This window comes from Frigoribacterium sp. NPDC087798 (genome assembly GCF_044742985.1).
Lineage (GTDB): Bacteria > Actinomycetota > Actinomycetes > Actinomycetales > Microbacteriaceae > Frigoribacterium.
In genome coordinates this window covers 466,417-484,318 of sequence record NZ_JBIUVP010000002.1, presented here as the reverse complement: position 1 = coordinate 484,318, position 17,902 = coordinate 466,417, and the positions used below count along the sequence as shown (strand labels likewise).

At 72.5% G+C, this 17,902-nt stretch carries 18 protein-coding genes; 10 read left to right on the top strand and 8 right to left on the bottom strand.

Features of this window, described 5'->3' with window-relative positions:
* The first annotated feature begins 214 nt into the window (after window positions 1–214).
* Genes ACIOSR_RS09260 through ACIOSR_RS09250 form a run of 3 tightly spaced genes read left to right on the top strand, consistent with a single transcriptional unit; the run spans window position 215 to window position 4,750 of the window.
* Window positions 215–2,035, top strand: a complete 1,821-nt coding sequence (locus tag ACIOSR_RS09260; protein ID WP_402752492.1) for a glycoside hydrolase family 15 protein — start codon at window positions 215–217, stop codon at window positions 2,033–2,035.
* Entirely contained in the window at window positions 2,035–4,431 is a 2,397-nt protein-coding gene (locus ACIOSR_RS09255; RefSeq protein ID WP_402752439.1) for a phosphoketolase, read from the top strand. The genes ACIOSR_RS09260 and ACIOSR_RS09255 overlap by 1 nt, the downstream gene beginning before the upstream one ends.
* Before the next feature lie 40 nt (window positions 4,432–4,471).
* A complete protein-coding gene (locus ACIOSR_RS09250) occupies window positions 4,472–4,750 on the top strand; it encodes a Rho termination factor N-terminal domain-containing protein (protein WP_402752438.1) in 279 nt (92 codons plus the stop codon).
* 9 nt (window positions 4,751–4,759) lie between these two features.
* Here ACIOSR_RS09250 and ACIOSR_RS09245 read toward each other — a convergent pair whose 3' ends face one another.
* Window positions 4,760–5,749 carry a Ku protein gene (locus ACIOSR_RS09245; RefSeq protein ID WP_402752437.1) on the bottom strand — a complete coding sequence of 330 codons (990 nt, stop codon included), beginning with the start codon at window positions 5,747–5,749 and terminating at the stop codon, window positions 4,760–4,762.
* Between the two features lie 93 nt (window positions 5,750–5,842).
* Between ACIOSR_RS09245 and ACIOSR_RS09240 the strand changes: the two genes are divergently transcribed.
* A complete protein-coding gene (locus tag ACIOSR_RS09240; protein WP_267659520.1) occupies window positions 5,843–6,730 on the top strand; it encodes an SDR family oxidoreductase in 888 nt (295 codons plus the stop codon).
* A gap of 351 nt (window positions 6,731–7,081) precedes the next feature.
* Here the strand turns inward: ACIOSR_RS09240 and ACIOSR_RS09235 are convergent, their stop codons facing one another.
* Together ACIOSR_RS09235 and ACIOSR_RS09230 are read right to left on the bottom strand one after the other, a co-directional pair.
* Window positions 7,082–8,005 carry a hypothetical protein gene (locus ACIOSR_RS09235; RefSeq protein ID WP_402752436.1) on the bottom strand — a complete coding sequence of 308 codons (924 nt, stop codon included), beginning with the start codon at window positions 8,003–8,005 and terminating at the stop codon, window positions 7,082–7,084.
* Window positions 8,006–8,146: 141 nt separating this feature from the next.
* Complete coding sequence (locus ACIOSR_RS09230) at window positions 8,147–8,695, bottom strand: NUDIX hydrolase family protein (RefSeq protein ID WP_056043756.1); 549 nt, start codon at window positions 8,693–8,695, stop codon at window positions 8,147–8,149.
* 98 nt (window positions 8,696–8,793) lie between these two features.
* Between ACIOSR_RS09230 and ACIOSR_RS09225 the strand changes: the two genes are divergently transcribed.
* Window positions 8,794–9,507, top strand: a complete 714-nt coding sequence (locus ACIOSR_RS09225; RefSeq protein ID WP_402752435.1) for an alpha/beta hydrolase — start codon at window positions 8,794–8,796, stop codon at window positions 9,505–9,507.
* A 52-nt stretch (window positions 9,508–9,559) separates the two neighbouring features.
* Window positions 9,560–10,237, top strand: a complete 678-nt coding sequence (locus tag ACIOSR_RS09220; RefSeq protein WP_402752434.1) for an SIMPL domain-containing protein — start codon at window positions 9,560–9,562, stop codon at window positions 10,235–10,237.
* Window positions 10,238–10,293: 56 nt separating this feature from the next.
* Here the strand turns inward: ACIOSR_RS09220 and ACIOSR_RS09215 are convergent, their stop codons facing one another.
* On the bottom strand, window positions 10,294–11,451 hold the full coding sequence (locus tag ACIOSR_RS09215) for a GNAT family N-acetyltransferase (protein ID WP_402752433.1): 1,158 nt from the start codon (window positions 11,449–11,451) through the stop codon (window positions 10,294–10,296).
* A gap of 126 nt (window positions 11,452–11,577) precedes the next feature.
* Between ACIOSR_RS09215 and ACIOSR_RS09210 the strand changes: the two genes are divergently transcribed.
* The 3 genes from ACIOSR_RS09210 to ACIOSR_RS09200 all read left to right on the top strand — a co-directional run bounded on the left by ACIOSR_RS09210 (window position 11,578) and on the right by ACIOSR_RS09200 (window position 13,972).
* On the top strand, window positions 11,578–12,003 hold the full coding sequence (locus ACIOSR_RS09210; RefSeq protein WP_056043763.1) for a DUF1810 domain-containing protein: 426 nt from the start codon (window positions 11,578–11,580) through the stop codon (window positions 12,001–12,003).
* Between the two features lie 119 nt (window positions 12,004–12,122).
* Window positions 12,123–13,118 (top strand): prolyl aminopeptidase, encoded by a 996-nt coding sequence (gene pip, locus ACIOSR_RS09205; RefSeq protein WP_402752432.1) that lies wholly within the window; start codon window positions 12,123–12,125, stop codon window positions 13,116–13,118.
* Window positions 13,115–13,972, top strand: coding sequence for an NAD-dependent epimerase/dehydratase family protein (locus tag ACIOSR_RS09200; protein ID WP_402752431.1), 858 nt, complete (start codon window positions 13,115–13,117; stop codon window positions 13,970–13,972). The genes pip and ACIOSR_RS09200 overlap by 4 nt, the downstream gene beginning before the upstream one ends.
* 269 nt (window positions 13,973–14,241) lie before the next feature.
* Here the strand turns inward: ACIOSR_RS09200 and ACIOSR_RS09195 are convergent, their stop codons facing one another.
* Window positions 14,242–15,135: an SDR family oxidoreductase gene (locus ACIOSR_RS09195; RefSeq protein WP_123571344.1), complete on the bottom strand. Its 894-nt coding sequence runs from the start codon at window positions 15,133–15,135 to the stop codon at window positions 14,242–14,244.
* 134 nt (window positions 15,136–15,269) lie between these two features.
* Here ACIOSR_RS09195 and ACIOSR_RS09190 point away from each other — a divergent pair, with 134 nt between their 5' ends.
* Window positions 15,270–15,842 carry a phosphatase PAP2 family protein gene (locus ACIOSR_RS09190; RefSeq protein ID WP_056043774.1) on the top strand — a complete coding sequence of 191 codons (573 nt, stop codon included), beginning with the start codon at window positions 15,270–15,272 and terminating at the stop codon, window positions 15,840–15,842.
* Window positions 15,843–15,869: 27 nt separating this feature from the next.
* Here ACIOSR_RS09190 and ACIOSR_RS09185 read toward each other — a convergent pair whose 3' ends face one another.
* Genes ACIOSR_RS09185 through ACIOSR_RS09175 form a run of 3 tightly spaced genes read right to left on the bottom strand, consistent with a single transcriptional unit; the run spans window position 15,870 to window position 17,790 of the window.
* Complete coding sequence (locus tag ACIOSR_RS09185) at window positions 15,870–16,868, bottom strand: aldo/keto reductase (RefSeq protein ID WP_402752430.1); 999 nt, start codon at window positions 16,866–16,868, stop codon at window positions 15,870–15,872.
* Window positions 16,869–16,918: 50 nt separating this feature from the next.
* Complete coding sequence (locus tag ACIOSR_RS09180; RefSeq protein ID WP_157485182.1) at window positions 16,919–17,095, bottom strand: hypothetical protein; 177 nt, start codon at window positions 17,093–17,095, stop codon at window positions 16,919–16,921.
* Window positions 17,096–17,145: 50 nt separating this feature from the next.
* Window positions 17,146–17,790: an FMN-dependent NADH-azoreductase gene (locus tag ACIOSR_RS09175; RefSeq protein ID WP_402752429.1), complete on the bottom strand. Its 645-nt coding sequence runs from the start codon at window positions 17,788–17,790 to the stop codon at window positions 17,146–17,148.
* Window positions 17,791–17,902 lie beyond the last annotated feature (112 nt).

The following is a 17,902-nucleotide window of genomic DNA, read 5'->3' as shown; positions in this document are numbered from 1 at the left end:
GCAGCCTGCCCGTCGGCTCGACCCCAGGGGTACGACGGTCACGCCCGGCACACAGAACACTGCGAGGAACGGTCACGAGGAGGCGCGGCGGGCCACCGTAGGATGGGTGACGGACACCCTCGAGACCACCGACGACATCCAGGCCGACCACTTCGGCGCGACGACGGCCGCCGCCGGCGAATGGCACCGCCCCGACCCCCGGGACGACGGCTACGTGCCGCTGCGCTCCTACGGCGCCATCGGCGACGGCCGGACCGTCGCCCTCATCGCCCGCGACGGCCAGATCGACTGGCTCCCGATGCCCGACATGGACAGCGACCCGGTGTTCTCCGGCATCGTCGACGCCGGCAAGGGCGGTCGCATCGAGCTGCGCCCCGTCGACGACGACTTCGAGGTGCAACGCGAGTACGTTGAGAACACGAACGTCCTCGTCACCCGTTTCCGCACCTCCACGGGCGTCGTCGAGATCACGGACGCCCTCGTCACGGGCATCGCCGGCCGGCTGCCGTGGGCGGAGCTCGCCCGCCGCATCGAGGGCGTCACGGGGTCGGTCGACATGCGCTGGGCGGTGGTCCCGGGCAACACGTTCGGCACCCACCCGATCCGCCGGGTCGACACGTTGCACGGCCCGGTCCTGCGGGCGGCCGACATCAACCTGGCGCTCGTCGGCTTCGACCACGGCCGCCTCGACCCGGTGGAGCCGGGCGACGGCGAGGCCCACGGCGGCCCGCACCGGTTCTGGGGCGAGTTCACCACGCACGAGGGGTCGCGCTCGCTGATCTGCCTCTGCGGCGTCGACGACGAGCCCCTGCACCTCCCGGACCCCCACGTGGTCGACCAGGGCATCGATCGCACGGTGCGGAACTGGCAGACCTGGTCGGACGAGTTCAACTGGGACGGGCCGTGGTCCGACGCCGTGCAACGCAGCGCCCTGGCGCTCAAGCTGCTGATCTTCAGCCCGACCGGCGCGATCGCGGCCGCCGCCACGGCGGCGCTGCCCGAGAACTTCACCGGCGACAAGAACTGGGACTACCGCTTCGCCTGGGTACGCGACCTGGCCTACACGGTGAACGCGCTCGTCCGCTTCGGCCTGCGGGAAGAGACGCAGGCGGCCGTCTCGTGGTTGCTGTCGGCCCTCAAGGCCAACGGCCGGACGATGCACATCTTCCTCAACCTCGACGGCTCGGTGCCGGACGGCACGCACGAGACCGGCTCCGAGGGCTGGCGAGGCATCGGCCCGGTCTACAAGGGCAACCCGGCGGGCGAGCAGCTGCAGCTCGGCACCTACGCCGACATCCTGGCGATCATGAGCCAGTACGCCGCGGACGGCAACATCCTCGACGAGTCCACCGGCGACCTGCTCGCCGGGTTCGCCGACGACGCCTGCCGTCGTTGGCAGGAGAAGGACTCGGGCATGTGGGAGCTGCCCGACGAACAGCACTACGTGAGCAGCAAGATGGGCTGCTGGCAGGCCATCGACGCCGCCCTGCGCCTCACCGAGGTCGGGCAGATGCACCCCGACCCCGAAGACGTCGTCTTCTGGAAGAAGAACCGCGACCTGATCAAGGAGTGGATCGCCGAACACGGCTGGAACGAAGAGGTCGGCTCGTACGTCATGTACCCCGGCAGCGCGAGGCTCGACGCCTCGGTGCTGCTGCACGCCCCCAGCGGCTTCGACCGCGGCGAGCGCATGTCGCGGACGATCGACGCCATCCGGCGCGAGCTGGGTGCGGGCCCCCTGGTCTTCCGCTACAGCGACGTCGCCGAAGAGGAAGGCACGTTCGTGGCCTGCGCCTTCTGGCTCGCCAGCGCCCTGGCCTGCGTGGGCCGTCAGGACGAAGCGGTCGAGCTGATGGACCAGCTCGTGCAGCAGCCCAACGACGTCGGCCTGCTGACCGAGATGATCAGCGCCGACGACGGGCAGTTCCTCGGCAACGTACCGCAGGGGCTCAGCCACCTCGCCCTCGTCAACGCGGCCATCACCATCGACGAGATGAGCCGAGAGGGCACGACCACCGATCGAGAGGACCAGTGATGACGAACCCCGCAGACCCGACACGACAGGCCTCGACCGACGAGTTGTCGCTCGTCGACGCGTGGTGGCGGGCGGCGAACTACCTGACCGTCGGGCAGATCTACCTGATGGACAACGCACAGCTCACGCGGCCGATCGCGCGCGACGACGTCAAGCCGCGCCTCCTCGGGCACTGGGGCACGTCACCGGCGCTGAGTTTCGTCTACGCCCACCTCAACCGGGTGATCATGCGCGACGACCGCGACCTGCTCTACGTGTGCGGACCGGGTCACGGCGGCCCCGCCATGGTCGCCAACACCTACCTCGAAGGCACATACAGCGAACTGTTCCCCGAGGTGTCGCAGGACGCCGCCGGGCTGCAGAAGCTCTTCACGCAGTTCTCGTTCCCGGGCGGCATCCCCTCCCACGCCGCCCCCGAGACCCCGGGGTCGATCAACGAGGGCGGCGAGCTCGGGTACTCGCTGAGCCACGCCTACGGGGCGGTGCTCGACGATCCCGACCTCGTCGCCGTCTGCGTGATCGGCGACGGAGAAGCCGAGACCGGGCCGCTGGCGGCGAGTTGGCACGCGAACAAGCTGCTCGACGCCCGTCACGACGGGGCCGTGCTCCCCATCCTGAACCTCAACGGCTACAAGATCGCCAACCCGACGGTGCTCTCGCGCATCCCCGAGGGCGAACTGCTCGAGCTGATGCGGGGCTACGGGTACGAGCCGCTCGTCGTCGCGGGCGGTTTCGACGGCGAGGACCCGATGCGGGTGCACGAGCGCATGGCCGCCGCACTCGACCACGCCTTCCTCCGCATCGACGAGCTGCAGCGGGAGGCCCGCGACGGCGACGGCACCGCACGCCCGCGGTGGCCCATGATCGTGCTGCGGACCCCCAAGGGGTGGACGGGCCCGAAGGTCGTGGACGGCGAGCGCGTCGAGGGCACCTGGCGCGCACACCAGGTGCCGCTCAGCGGCGTGCGCGAGGACGACGGTCACCGGGCGCAGCTCGACGACTGGATGCGGTCGTACGGCGCCGACGAGCTCTTCGACGAGACGGGTCGGCCGGTGGCCCGGCTCGACGGACTCCGCCCCCGGGGCGCGAAGCGCATGAGCGCGATCCCGGCGTCCAACGGTGGTCTCGTGCGTCGTGACCTGCACCTCACGGACTACCGTGCGCATGCGGTCGAGACCTCCGACGATCGCCGCACCCAGGCCGAGGCCACACGCGTCCTCGGCCGGTGGCTCGCCGAGATCGTGCGCGACAACCCGTCGACCTTCCGTCTCTTCGGGCCCGACGAGACGGTGTCCAACCGACTCGACCCGGTGTTCGACGTGACCGAGCGGGTGTGGGCGGCCGACATCTGGCCCGACGACGAGCACGTGGCCCGCAGCGGCCGCGTGATGGAGGTGTTGAGCGAGCACCTGCTGCAGGGACTCATGGAGGGCTACCTGCTGACCGGGCGCCACGGTCTGCTCAACACCTACGAGGCCTTCGTGCACATCGTGGACTCGATGTTCAACCAGCACGCGAAGTGGCTCGAGAGCGCCGACGAGATCGACTGGCGCGCGCCGATCTCGTCGTTCACCTACCTGTTGTCGTCGCACGTCTGGCGGCAGGACCACAACGGCTTCTCGCACCAGGACCCCGGGTTCCTCGACGTCGTCGTCAACAAGCAGGCGCACCTCGTGCGCATCTACCTGGCCCCCGACGCCAACACGCTGCTCGCCGTCGCCGACCACGCGTTCCGCACGACCGACACGGTCAACGTGATCGTCGCCGGCAAACAGGAATCCCCCGCCTGGCTGTCGCTGCCCGAGGCCGAGGATCACGTCCGACGCGGCGTCGGCATCTGGGAGTGGGCAGGCACCGAGGGGACGCCCGTCGACGGGGTCGACCCCGACGTGGTGCTGGCCTGCGCGGGCGACGTGCCGACCCTCGAGACCGTGGCGGCCGCCGACCTGCTCCGTCAGGTGCTGCCGTCCCTGACCACGCGCGTCGTCAACGTGGTCGACCTGATGCGGCTGCAGGACGCGAGGGAGCACTCGCACGGCCTCACGGACGACGACTTCGACGCACTCTTCACGACCTCGAAGCCGATCGTCTTCGACTTCCACGGCTACCCGTCGCTCGTCCACCGCCTCACCTACCGCCGCACGAACCACGCGAACCTGCACGTGCGCGGCTTCCAGGAGAAGGGCACCACCACGACGCCGTTCGACATGGCCATGCTCAACGACATCGACCGCTACCGGTTGGTGCTCGACGTGCTGCACCGCGTACCGGGCCTGGCCGACGAGCACCCCGAGCTGGTGGCGGACGTCGAGTCGCGGCGCGAGGCGGCCCGGGCGTACGCCTACGAGCACGGCGAGGACCACCCCGACGTCACCGGCTGGCAGTTCGGCGCCTAGGGCTGCGACAAGCCGCCGCGCCGGGCGTACGGTCGGGCGCATGACGCCGAAGGACGAGACTCCCCCGCAGCTGAAGAACCCCGACATGTACGAGGCACTCCGCGACGAGGGGGCGTCGAAGGAGAAGGCCGCGCGCATCTCGAACGCCGCCGCCCAGAAGGGCAACAGCGAGAAGAAGGTGGCCGCCAAGGGCGGGAAGTCCGGTTCGTACGACGACTGGACGGTGGAGGAGCTCAAGGGACGCGCGAAGGAACTCGGCGTGACCGGCTACTCCGACCTGAAGAAGGCCGACCTGATCGAGGCGCTCCGCGAGCACTGACCGTCGCGGTCAGCCGGCCTTCTTCTTCGGGGCCGCCTTCTTGTCGGAGGCGGACGAGGCGGGCTTCTTCCTCGCCGCGGAACCCGACCCTCCGGACGTCGACCGCGAGGACTCCTCCTTCGAGGACTCCTTCTTCGCAGGCGACTTCTTCGCGGCGGGTTTCGTCGACGACGACGCCGCGGCCTTCTTGGTCGGCTTCGGGTGTCCGCCCGACCGGTTCTTCTCGACCGACCGACGCAGCGCCTCCATCAGGTCGATGACCTCGCCGCCCTCGTCGTCGTCCTCCGGCTTCTCGCCGAAGGTGGCGTCCGTGTCGAGCGACTCGCCTTCCTCCAGCTTCGCGTCGATCAGCTGCCGCAACTGTTCCTGGTAGTCGTCGCTGAAGTCCGCGGGCTCGAAGTCGTCGCTCAACGAGTCGACGAGCGACGACGACATGTCGAGTTCCTTGTCGCTGACGCGCGTCTGCTTCTCGAGCGCCGGGAACCGTGCCTCGCGCACCTCGTCGTCCCAGAGCAGGGTCTGAAGCATCAGCACGTCGCCGCGGACGCGCAGGGCCGCGAGCCGGGTCTTCTGCCGCAGCGAGAAGTGGACGATGGCCGTGCGGTCGGTCTCCTCGAGGGTCCGGCGCAGCAGCACGTAGGCCTTGGGCGAGGTGCCGTCCGGCTCGAGGAAGTAACTGCGGTCCAGCATGATCGGGTCGACCTGGTCGCTTGGGACGAACTCGAGCACGTCGATCTCGCGCGAGCGCTCCTCGGGCAACGACTTCAGGTCGTCACCCGTGATCACCACGGTGCGGTCGCCGTCGTCGTACGCCTTGTCGATGTGCTCGTAGTCGACGACCTTGCCGCAGATCTCGCACTTCCGCTGGTACCGGATGCGGCCACCGTCGGCGTCGTGCACCTGGTGCAGGGACACGTCGTGGTCCTCGGTGGCGCTGTACAACTTGACGGGGACGTTGACGAGCCCGAACGTGATCGCGCCCTTCCAGATCGATCGCATGACGCTCATCTTTCTCCGCGTGCGCTCCGAATGACCGCCGGTGGGGTACAGACCCCCGAGCGGCGGAGGCGCGGCGAGGGCACCGTGGACGTCATGAGCCAATACGACAAGAAGAACCCGGTCGACCTCTACCCCGCGCCGCCGTTCCCGAAGCAGGAGCAGTCGCTGCCGGGCGAGGCCTGGAAGATGGACCCCAAGCCCGACCACGGCGAGACCAGCTACGTCGGCAAGGAGCGCCTCACCGGCTTCCGCGGCGTCGTCACCGGCGCGGACTCGGGCATCGGTCGCGCCGCCGCGATCGCGCTCAGCCGCGAGGGCGCCGACCTCGTGCTCAGCTACCTTCCCAGCGAGCAGAAGGACGCCGAGGAGGTGCGCGACCTGCTCGAGGGCGAGGGGCGCAAGGCCGTCCTCGTCCCCGGCGACATCTCGGACGAGCAGTACTGCAAGGACCTCGTGCAGAAGGCCGTCGACGAGTTCGGCGGGCTCGACACCCTCGTCATGGTGGCCGGTCGGATGAAGAGCAACGACGACATCCTCACGCTCACCACCGAGGACATCGACTCGACCATCAAGACCAACGTCTACTCGCTGTTCTGGCTGACCCAGGCAGCCATCCCGCACCTCGAGCCCGGTTCGTCGATCGTGACGACCGGCTCGGTGCAGGGCACGCAGCCGAGCCCGGACAAGATCGACTACGCGCTCACCAAGGGTGCGATCGGCGTCTTCACCTCGGGGCTCGCGCAGCAGCTCGCGCCCAAGGGCATCCGCGTCAACCAGGTCTCCCCCGGCCCGGTCTGGACGCCCCTGCAGCCCGGCTCCGACGACGCCGAGACGGTGTCGCAGTTCGGCGGCCAGGCGCCGTTCGGTCGCCCCGGCCAGCCCGCCGAGCTCGCCGCCGCGTACGTGCACCTGGTGAGCCCGGAGTCGAGCTACACCTCGGGCGCGACCATCACGATCGCCGGAGCGATGCCCGCGGTCTGATCCGCGCCTCCTCGGCTCCGTCGTCCCGACGACGCCACGGCCCGTCGTCCCCCCCGCGGGGAGGCGGGCCGTGGTCGATCCGGCGGGTCCCCGCCGTCGGGGGGGGGGGGGGGGCGCCCCCCCCCCCCCCCCCCCCCCCCCCCCCCCCGGGGGCCGCCGAAGACAAAACACGCCGGGGGCGGCGGGGGGGGGGGGGGCGGGGCGGGGCGGGGGGGGGGGGGGGGGGCGCGGCGGGGGGCCCCCCCCCCCGGCGGCCCCCCCCCCCCCCCCCCCCCCCCCCCCCCCCCCGCCCGCCCCCCCCCCCCGCGGGGCCCCCCCCCCCGGTTCGGGGGTGTTGCGCTGCCAGCACCTTCAGCGCACCCCGGCGCGCGCGAGGGCGCGCACCATGGGCTCGGCGCGCAGGGCGTCGCCCCAGGTCCATCGGACGACGGTGCGCACGCCGGGCAGCGCCCGCAGATCGTCCTCGCGCCGCTTCTCGTCGATCACGACCTGCTCGGGGCTGCGCCCGGCCCGCATCCGTTCGTCGCGGTACTTCACCTCGCCGTCGAACTCGCCGATGACGCCGAACTGCGGCCACCAGAAGTCCACGAAGCCGATCAGGGGGCCCGTCACCGGGAACCGGGCCTGCAACACGGGCCCCGTGAGCCCGGCGGCCCTCATGCCCGCCCGACTCAGCGACTCACCCGGCGACTCGGACCGCCCATCGGCGAACGCGACGGCGACCGCCGCCCGCCGACGCCCGGGCACCCCGGGCCGTGCGGCCAGGGCGGCCTCGAGCGCGGACCGGTCGTACGCGCCCGCGTGCAGCCCGTGGTCGAGCACGACGGTCGCCCCGCGCAGGTCGCGCCGGCGCACGCTGTCGACGGCCGCTCGGGCGGCACCCACCACGGGCAGCCCGTCGACCGTGTCGATCTCGCCGTCGCCGAGGGTCGCCGCGTGCTGGTGGACGAATCCGGTCACCTTGTCGCGAGCGCGCTGACGGGCCACGACGTGCACCCTCCGAGGCCACTCGCCCAGCAGCGGAAACCCCCGAATGGCGAGGGCGGACTCGTGGGAGACGACGGCGTCCGGTCCGAGCCGGGGCAGCACCGCGTGCACGCGGGCGGTGTGCTGCGACGCCGGGCCGAGCGACCGCCAGTCGTCCGTCCGGACGTACACGCCGGCGGCGAGCCTCACCGCGAGGCCACGTCGCGCGTCCCGCTCGATGGACGAGGCATCCACGCCGTCGTCGACGAGCCGGGACCGACGGATGAGCAGGCCTGACGTGTCGCGCATCGGTCCAGCGTGGCCGAGCGCCGCCCGGGACGCGGCCCGCGCCTCCTCGCCTGTGGAGAGGCGCCAGGCGACACCCCCGAACCGGCGAGACACCCCGCGATCCGAGGGCGTCACGCCGCATCGGGGGTGTTGCGAGCGGCGCTAGTGCAGGGCGCCGACGGAGGCGAGGGCGCTGCGCAGCAGGGTGCCGCGCCCGCCCTCCATCTCGGCGGCGACCTCGTCGGAGGCGGCCTGGTGCGGCGTCAGCCAGGTGAGCTCGAGGGCGTCCTGCCGCGGGTCGCACGTGCCCGTGACGGGCACCACGTACGCGAGCGACACCGCGTGCTGACGCGGGTCGGTGTAGACCGACGAACCGGGCAGCGGGAAGTACTCGGCGACCTGGAACGGCACCGGAGACGGCGGCAGCTGGGGGAAGGCCATCGGCCCGAGGTCCTTCTCGAGGTGGCGGAACAGAGCGGTGCGCAGGCTCTCGCCGTACATCACCCGGCCCGACACGAGCATGCGCGAGATCGACCCCTCGTCGGAGGCGCGGAGCAGCACCCCGACCTCGGTCACGACCCCGAGGCCGTCGGTCCGCACGGGCACGGCCTCGACGTAGAGGATCGGCAGGTGCTGACGCGCCTGGAAGAGCTCGTCCTCCGAGAGCCAGCCGGGATTGGGGTCGGGGTCGGGTGTCCGCACGGAGCTCATGGGCCATTCTTACCGGCTCGGGGGCCCGATCGCGTGACGTGACGCTACGGGCGAACAGCACCGGCCCCGATGTCGACACCCGTCGCTAGGCTCGGCCCATGGTGCAGATCGACCCGTCCCTCGTCCAGTGGTCCGCCGTCGAGGCCGAGCGTGACGAGCGTCCCCTGCTCGTCTTGCTGCACGGCGTGGGCTCGCACGAGGGCGACCTGATCGCGCTCGCCCCCTACCTTCCGCAGCAGTTCGTGGTCGCGTCGCTGCGGGCACCACTGCCCCACGGCGACGGGTTCTCGTGGTACCCGCTGTCGACTCCCGGCGCACCCGATCCGGGCGCCGTCGACGACGCGGCCGAGGCCGTGCTCGCCTGGCTCGACTCGCTCGGGGCGCACCATCCGTTCGTCAGCCTGCTCGGGTTCTCGCAGGGCGGGTCGCTCTCGCTGCAGCTGCTCCGTCACGCGCCCGAGCGGTTCGCGTTCGCGGCCGTGCTCGCCGGGTTCGTGGTCCCCGCCGCGGGCGACGACGCCACGCTCGAGCGCGCGGCCGCACGCGACGACGCCGTCACTGCCGCCCGCCCCGCCGTCTTCTACGGTCGCGGTGACGTCGACCAGGTCATCCCCGCCGACGCCGTCGAGCGCACGTCCGCCTGGCTCGAGACGCACGCCGACGCCGAGCAGACCGTCTACCCCGGGCTGGCCCACGGCATCTCGCAAGAAGAACTCGACGACCTCAACGCGTTCATCGGTCGCGTCACCGCCGCGCCGGTGGGCGACGGCGGTGCCTCCGTGGTGGCCGACGAGGCCGCCTCCGCCGACTGACCACCGGGCCCCACCCGGCCCCGCACCACCCGACGAACGAAGGAGGCGCGCGATGGCGACGCTCTCGGTGTCCGGTTCCGCCACCCACCGCCACCGTGCCGAGCGCGGCGTCGTCCACCTCACCGTGGGCTTCGACGGCGACGACCGCGAGGCGGTCGTCCGCGACACCGCGGCGGTGCACTCCCGCCTCACCGAACAGGCCACGGCCTGGCGCCGCCAGGAGGCCGCCACCTGGTGGAGCGCACAGAGCGTCACGGTCGCGATCGAGACCGAGGCGACGACCGACCGGGGCGACGGGGCCGACGCGACCCGCGCCTCCTCGGTGGTGCGGTTCCGCACCCGGGCCGCCGTCGACGTGCGGTTCAGCGACTTCGACGCGTTGGCGTCGTGGGTGGGCGACGTCGCCGTCGAACCGGGCGTCACCGTCGAATGGATCGAGTGGTCGCTCAGCCACGACCGTCGGCCCGAGGTCGAGAAGGCCGTGCGGGTCGCCGCGATCGCCGACGCGGTCACCCGGGCCGGAGACTACGCCGAGGCGCTCGGGCTCGGTCGGCCGACGCTGCAGTCGGTCTTCGAGCCGGGGTTGCGGCCCGGCGCGCCCGGTGGGGGCAGCCCGTTCGGCCTGGCCCGTGCCGTCGCGACGTTCTCGTCGGGCGGCCCCGTGACGTTCGACCTGCACCCGGACGACATCGAGATCACCGCCGAGGTCAGCGCCGACTTCGTCGCCTGACCCGCCTCCGGTCACGACCGACCGGCAGGCCCGCCTCCCGCCTCCCGCCTCCCGCCTCACAGCAGCCGGTGCCACACTCCCTCGACGCCGATCGGCACGAACCCGACGGCCTCGTTGACCGCGAGCATGGGCCGGTTCTCCTCGGCGTTGAAGGTCAGCACGGACGGGCGTCCCGGCTTCTCGACGACGAGTCGGTCCAGGTTGGCGACCTTGACGAGCCAGCCCAGCCGGTGCCCGCGGTGCTCACGCCGCACGAGGGTCATCTGCTGCATGGCGGGCCGCGACGCGTCGTCGGGCACCGCGAGGTCGGAGCACGCGACGAGTCGGCCGGTCGGCACGTGCTCGGCCGCCGCGGTCAGCGAGGCCCGCCCGCTCGCGGCGCGTCGCTGCTCGGCCTCGACCAGGCGGTCGACGGTCCAGACGTCCTCGGGCTCCGGCACGTCACCCATCGGTGCGTCGGTGCTCAACGCGGTCGCCATCGCCGCGACGTCGGACCGCCAGCGCGGAGGCGTGGGGCCGGACCAGGTGTGGACGCGGTACTCGTCCCCCGCCGCGGCGAGCGCCTCGGAGCGGATCGCGGCCAGCGCCTCCTCGTCGACCGGCAGGGGCAGGCGGCTGATGCGCTCGACCTGGCCGAGCGCGTAGCCGCGCGAGAGCGCGAACCGGACCTCCGAGGAGGCGCGGGGCACCCATCCGTGACCGGTCGAGGCCTCGAGGCGGTCGCCCGGGGCGGGGCCCGAGCCCTGGCCGGACGCGACGAAGGAGATCGCGTCGGTCCTGCCCGCCGCGCGGGCGACGGCCTCGACGTGGTCGAGCAGGGCCGTGCCGAGCCCCCGGCGGCGGTGCTCGGCGTCGACGGCGACCCAGAGCCAGCAGGTCGTGACGGTCGGGTCGGCGAGCGTCTCGTAGGTGGCCTGGCCGACGATGCGACCACCGGACCGCACCACGAACAGCCGCCGCGGCGTGAACCGGTCGTGCCACTGCGGCAGCTGTTCGGCCGGGCCGAAGTCGAGGTCGCCGAAGCCGAGCACCTCGGCCTGGACGGCGTTCTCGAGGCCGATGGCCTCGACGTAGGCGGCGACGCGTGCGGCGTGGTCAGCGCGGTCGGCGCGGTGGGCATCGGCGTCGTGGCCGGCATCGGCGTCGGCTCCGGCGTCGGAACGGGGCTCGAGGGTGTCGGGCACGACGATCTCGTCGATCACGATGTCGGTCACGGGGGCTCCGGGGTCTTGGCGGGGACGTGGTCCGCCGCCCGGCAGGGCAGCCGACCAGGGTAGCGCCGTCCTCGGCCTCCGCGCCAGGGGGGAGACGGCTCGACCCGCGGCGCGTAGAACGGGGCGATGAGCGATCCCTTCGACCTCGGACGGTACGTCGACGCGCAGGACGCCGGCGGCACCCACGACCAGGCCCTGGCCGAGCTGCGCCGCGGGCGGAAGACCTCGCACTGGATGTGGTTCGTCTTCCCGCAGATCGCCGGCCTCGGCCGCAGCGGCATGGACCGCACCTACGCGATCCGATCGCTCGACGAGGCGCGGGCCTACCTCGCCCACCCCCTGCTCGGCCCGCGCCTGCGCGAGGCGGCGGGCGTCGCGGCCCGGGCGGACGCCGCGAGCGCCGGCGAGCTGATGGGCGGGATCGACGCCCTCAAGCTGCGCTCGTCGATGACCCTGTTCGCCCGGGCCGACCCGGCCGAACCCGAGTTCCGGGCCGTGCTCGATCGCTGGTTCGACGGCGTCGAGGACGACCTGACCGTCGCCCGCCTCTGAGCCCGTCCGCGACCGTCCGTCGGGCGACGGCTCCTCCCCGGACGAGGAGGCGCGGGCCGTCGCCCCCAGGCGCCGCGCCTCCCCTGCCGGTGTCGGCTCCCCCGGCTACGCTCGTCCGCATGCGCCAGCTCTACCCCGAGATCGAACCCCACGACTCCGGCCTGCTCGACGTCGGCGACGGCCAGCAGGTCTGGTGGGAAGAATGCGGCGACCCCGACGGCAAGCCGGTGGTCTTCCTGCACGGCGGGCCCGGCAGCGGGTCGTCACCCGCGCACCGCCGCCTGTTCGACCCCGACCGGTACCGCATCGTGCTGCTCGACCAACGTGGGGCGGGTCGCAGCACACCCCACGCCGGCACGTTCGGCACCGACCTCTCGACGAACACGACCTGCCACCTCGTGACCGACCTCGAGACCCTGCGCGAGCACCTGGGCATCGACCGCTGGCAGGTGTTCGGCGGCTCGTGGGGCTCGACCCTCGCGCTCGCCTACGCCGAGACCCACCCCGAACGCGTCACCGAGCTCGTGCTGCGCGGCATCTTCACCCTGCGACAGAGCGAGCTCGACTGGTTCTACGAGGGCGCGGCTTCGAACGTCCTGCCCGACCGGTGGCAGGGCTACCTCGCCCCGGTGCCCCCCGACGAGCGGCGCCCCGGCGGGCTGATCGAGGCCTATGCGCGACTCCTCGCCGATCCCGACCCCGCCGTCCACGGGCCCGCCGCCGTGGCCTGGTCGTCGTGGGAGGCCTCGGCGATCACCCTGCTGCCCCGCCCCGACCTGGTCGAGCGGTACTCCGACCCGGCGTTCGCGCTGGCCTTCGCCCGCATCGAGAACCACTACTTCGTCCATCGCGGCTTCCTCGACGAGGGCCAGCTGATCCGCGACGCTCACCTCGTCTCGCACATCCCGACGGTCATCGTGCAGGGCCGCTACGACCTGTGCACGCCGGCGACGACGGCCTTCGACCTGCACGCCGCCCTGCCCGACGCCGAGTTCGTCCTGGTCGACGACGCCGGCCACTCGTTCGACGAGCCGGGCATCCTCGACGCGCTCATCGCGGCGACCGACCGGTTCGCGTCCGAGTCGACGCCCTCGCGTGACGAGGCGAGCCGGTGACCGTCGTCATCGCCGGCTGCGGCGACCTCGGCACCGAGGCCGCCCTGCGGTTCGTCGCCCTCGGGCAGCGCGTCCTCGGCCTCCGTCGCTCGGCGGGCAAGCTGCCGACCTCGATCGAGGGAGTCTCGATCGACCTGAGCAACACCCGCCCCACGCTCCCCGCCGACACCGAGATCGTCGTCGTCGCCCTCTCGGCCGGGTCCCGCGACGTCGACACCTACCGGGCGTCCTACGTCGACGGCCTGAGGAACGTCCTCGACGCACTCGACGAGGCCGGGGCGGTCGACGCCCGGGTGCTGTTCGTCTCGTCGACCGCCGTGTACGACGTCGACGACGGCAGCGTCGTCGACGAGACCACGCCGGCGACCGGCGCCTCCCCCACGGCCGAGGTCATCCTCGAGGCCGAGGCCCTGCTGCACGCGCGTCGTCCCGACGGCATCGTCCTGCGCCTCGGCGGCATCTACGGCCCGGGCCGGGAGCGGCTCATCACCCAGGTGCGCGACGGTGACGCGCGACTGGCCGAGCCTGCCGGCAGCTCCCCCCACACGAACCGCATCCACCGTGACGACGCGGCGGCCGCGATCGTGCACCTCACCACCACCTCGGCGCCGACCGACGTCCTGTACGTGGGGGTCGACGACGAGCCGTCGAGGCTCGACGACGTGCTGGCGTTCGTGGCCGACGAACTGAGGTCGCCCGTGCCGCCGAGCGCGCCTCCTCGGGGTCGTCAGGCGGGCGGCGACAAGCGGTTGTCGAACGCACGACTACGCGGCACGGGGTTCACCTTCGAGTACCCGACCTTCCGCGAGGGGTACCGGGCCGTGATCGCGGGCGAGGGCGTGCGGCACCCCTGAGCCGGGCCCAGCCCGGCTCGGGCCAGGCGATGCGGGCCTGTCGGACCTGCCCCGCAGGTGCGGGCCGTGTGGACCACGCCCGCCGGTGCGGGCCGGGTGGACCCACGCCCGCCGGTCCGAATTGGGGGGTCACCTCGCCCGCCTCGCCCGCGCCGCCCACCTCGCCCGCCTCGCCCGCCTCGCGCGCGAGGACGCCACCCAGCGAACGGGGCACCGCGTGGCGTTGCGGGGCTCGTCCGCTGGGCGGCGTCCTCGAGGGCGAAGGGTGATCAGTGGATCGGCGTGCCACCCGTGACGGCGATGGTCTCGCCGCTGATGTAGCTCGACTCCTGGCTCGCCAGGAAGACGAACGACGGGGCGAGCTCGACGGCCTGGCCCGGGCGGCCGTAGGCGGCCTCCGAGCCGAAGCTCTCGATCTTCTCGTTCGGCACGAAGGCGGGCTGCAGCGGCGTCCAGACGGGGCCGGGCGCGACGCCGTTGACGCGGATGCCGCGTTCGGCCAGCTGCTGGGCCATGGCGCGGGTCCAGTTGGCGATGCCGGCCTTCGACACGGCGTACTCGGCGAGGTCGGGCGAGGGCTGGAAGCCCTGGATCGACGAGGTCGTGATGATCGAGGCCCCCGGCTTCAGGTGCGTCGAGGCGGCCTTGGTCAACCAGAACAGCGGGTAGATGTTGGCCTTGAGGACGTGGTCGAGCGTCTCGGTCTCGAAGTCGTCGATGCTGCTGACGGTCGGCATGACGCCGGCGATGATCGCCAGGATGTCGAGGCCGCCGAGCTCGGCGACCGTCTTCTCGACGACGTCGACGTTGGTCTGCTCGACCTGCAGGTCGCCGGGCAACAGGACGGCGGTGCGACCGGCCTCGCGGACGAGTGCGGCGACCTCCTCGGCCTGCGACTGCTCCTCGGCGAGGTAGCTCAGCGCGACGTCGGCACCCTCGCGGGCGAAGGCGATGGCCGTCGCGCGGCCGATGCCGCTGTCGGCACCGGTGACGAGGGCCTTGCGGCCGGCGAGGCGACCGCTGCCGACGTAGCTGGTCTCGCCGTGGTCGGGCTCGGGCTTCATGGCGTGGACGTCGCCGGGAGCGCTCTGCTGCTGGTGCTCGAACGGAGGCTGGGGGTACTGGGTGACGGGGTTCTGCGGGGTGTACATGTTGTCTGCCATGCCCCCGGTGTACGCGGCGGAGCGAGCGTGCCGGCCCAGCTTGTACCCCGGTCGGGGGTGACGTCGACGGCGCGGAGCGACGAGAGGAACCGAGGAGGCGCGGCACCACCCCCGGGGAAAGATACGGTGGTCGCGTGCCCCTGCTGCCACTGCCTTCCGAGACTCCCCGTCAGGTCCTGCCCGCCTGGGTGCTGCGCGCCGACCGACGGGCCGCGAAACGCATCAACTCGGTCCGAGGAGTGCCGGTCGTCGACCGCAACCTCAGCCGCCTCAGCCACTTCGCCGACCACGGACTCTTGTGGGCCGCGGTCGCCGCAGGACTCGCCCTCGTCGGCCAGCGTCGTGCCGCGGTGCGGGGCACCCTGTCGCTCGGTTTCGCCAGTGCCATGGCGAACATCGTCGGCAAGCGCATCTTCGGCGGCAACCGGCCCCTGATCGACGACGTCCCGATCGAGCGACGTCTGCGCAGCCAGCCGCTGTCCGCGTCGTTCCCGTCCGGCCACGCGGCCTGTGCCGCCGGCTTCGTGACGGGCGTCGCGATCGAGTCGCCGGGAGCCGCGGCAGCCTTGTTGCCGCTGGCCGGTGCGGTCTCGTGGTCGCGCCTCCACGTGGGGGCGCACTGGACGTCCGACGTCGTCGGCGGGCTGCTCATCGGGTCGGGCGTCGCACTGCTGGGCCGACTCGTGTCGGCACCGCGCGGGCGCTGACCCCGGGCCGGCCCGCCGGCACCCGGTCTACCAGCGGGGGTGGACGGCCTCGCGGAAGTACTGGTCGTAGATGCGGACGACCTCGCTGTCGAGCCCGTCGTCGAGCTCGCCGACGCTGCCAGCCGCGGCGTTCGCCGTGGCCTGCGCCACGTTGCGCGCTCCGGGGATGACCGTGCTGACGCCCGGCTGCTCGACGATCCAGGCGAGGGCGGCCTGCGGCACGGTGACGCCGTCGGGGACGGCCGCGGCGAACTCCTGCACGGCGGCGACGCCCTGCTCGAAGTCGACACCGCTGAAGGTCTCGCCCTGGTCGAAGGCCTCGCCGTGACGGTTGTACGTGCGGTGGTCGTTCTCGGCGAACGTCGTCTCGGTCGTGTACTTGCCCGACAGCAGTCCGCTGGCGAGGGGGACGCGCGCGATGATGCCGACGCCGGCCCGTCGTGCGGCCGGCAGCACCTCGTCGAGGGGCTTGAGACGGAACGCGTTGAAGATGATCTGCACGGTCGCGAGGTTCGGTCGGGCGATGGCGGTCAGGGCCTGGGCGGTCTCCTCGACGCTGACGCCGTAGGCACGGATCGCACCGTTCTCGACCAGCTCGTCGAGGGCGTCGTAGACCGCATCGCTCTCGAAGACGGCGGTGGGCGGGCAGTGCAGCTGCACCAGGTCGAGCGTGTCGACGCCGAGGTTGCGACGCGAGCGGTCGGTCCACGCCACGAAGTTTTCGCGGACGTAGTTCGACGGCACCTGGTCGAGCCGACGGCCCATCTTCGTCGCGACCGTGAGGGGCACGTCGGGGTTCGACGCACGGAAGCGCCCGATGATCTGCTCGCTGCGCCCGTCTCCGTACACGTCGGCGGTGTCGAAGAAGGTCACCCCGGACTCGACGGAGGCGCCCAGCACGTCGAGCGCGTCGCTCTCGCTGACGTCGCCCCAGTCGGCACCGAGCTGCCAGGTGCCGAGACCGATGACCGAGACGGGACGGTCGGCGAGGAAGGGTGAACGGGTTCCGAGGGTGCGGCTCTGCATGCCGTCGAGCCTAGCCACGCCGCACGTCGACCCGCCCAGACTGCGAGGGCTCAGCGGCGCGACGCGTTCACGCTGCGGACCAGCGCGTAGGCGACGACGACCGAGACGAACGCCGCGAAGAGGAACGCCGCCCCGAACCCGGCCTGCCCCTGCAGGAGCCGGACGAGCCCGACGATCGCGAGAGCAGCGGCCAGCATGCCGAACACGCGCGCGACGACCGACTTCACGCGGCGTGCGGCCCCGGCCCGACGGCCGCCTCGTCGACGCGACGACACGGTCACCCGAGGCGACGAGCCGAGGCGACCGCCGCCTCCTTCGCCTCTCGCAGTTCGCGCGTCGCTCGCTCGCGGGCGGCCTCGGGCATCGGCAGCCGGTCGCTGAGCGTGAGGTTCGTGGCGATCGTCTCGACGCGCATGCCGAGCGTCGCCCCCAGGACGATCTCGAGGACCGGGGTGGCGTGGTCCCAGCCGGCCGTGGGCGTGCCGTCGTCGTAGGCGCCGCCGCGGCTGGTCACCACGACCGCGGGTCGTCCGAGCATCGGCTGCTGGTCGTCGCCGTCGAAGGGCGCGGTGACGCCGGGCAGGTGGACGTTGTCGACCCAGGCCTTGAGCGTCGAGGGCAGCGAGTAGTTGTAGAGCGGGGCACCGATCAGGACGACGTCGGCGGCGACGAGCTCGGCGATCAGGGCCTGCTGCAGGGCCTCGTGGACGGGATCGGGGGCGTCGCCCGGCTGCCGGAGCCGCGGCGGCCAGTGCAACGAGCTGTCGCTCAGGTGGGGCAGCGGGTCGACGTGCAGGTCGCGCCGGGTGACCGCGTGGTCGGCGCCGAGGTCGCGCCAGGCGTCGGCGAACGCGGCGGTGATCGCACGGGAGCGGCTCGTCGTGAGGTCGGCGGACGAGTCGAGGTGGAGCAGGTTCGGCATGCGCCCACCGTAGCCGGGGCGACCGACACGGTCGGCGAGGTTGCACACCGGGTGGAGACACCATAATCTCGTGCCAGCGAATTATGACTTGAGGTGATAAGTCATAAAAGTA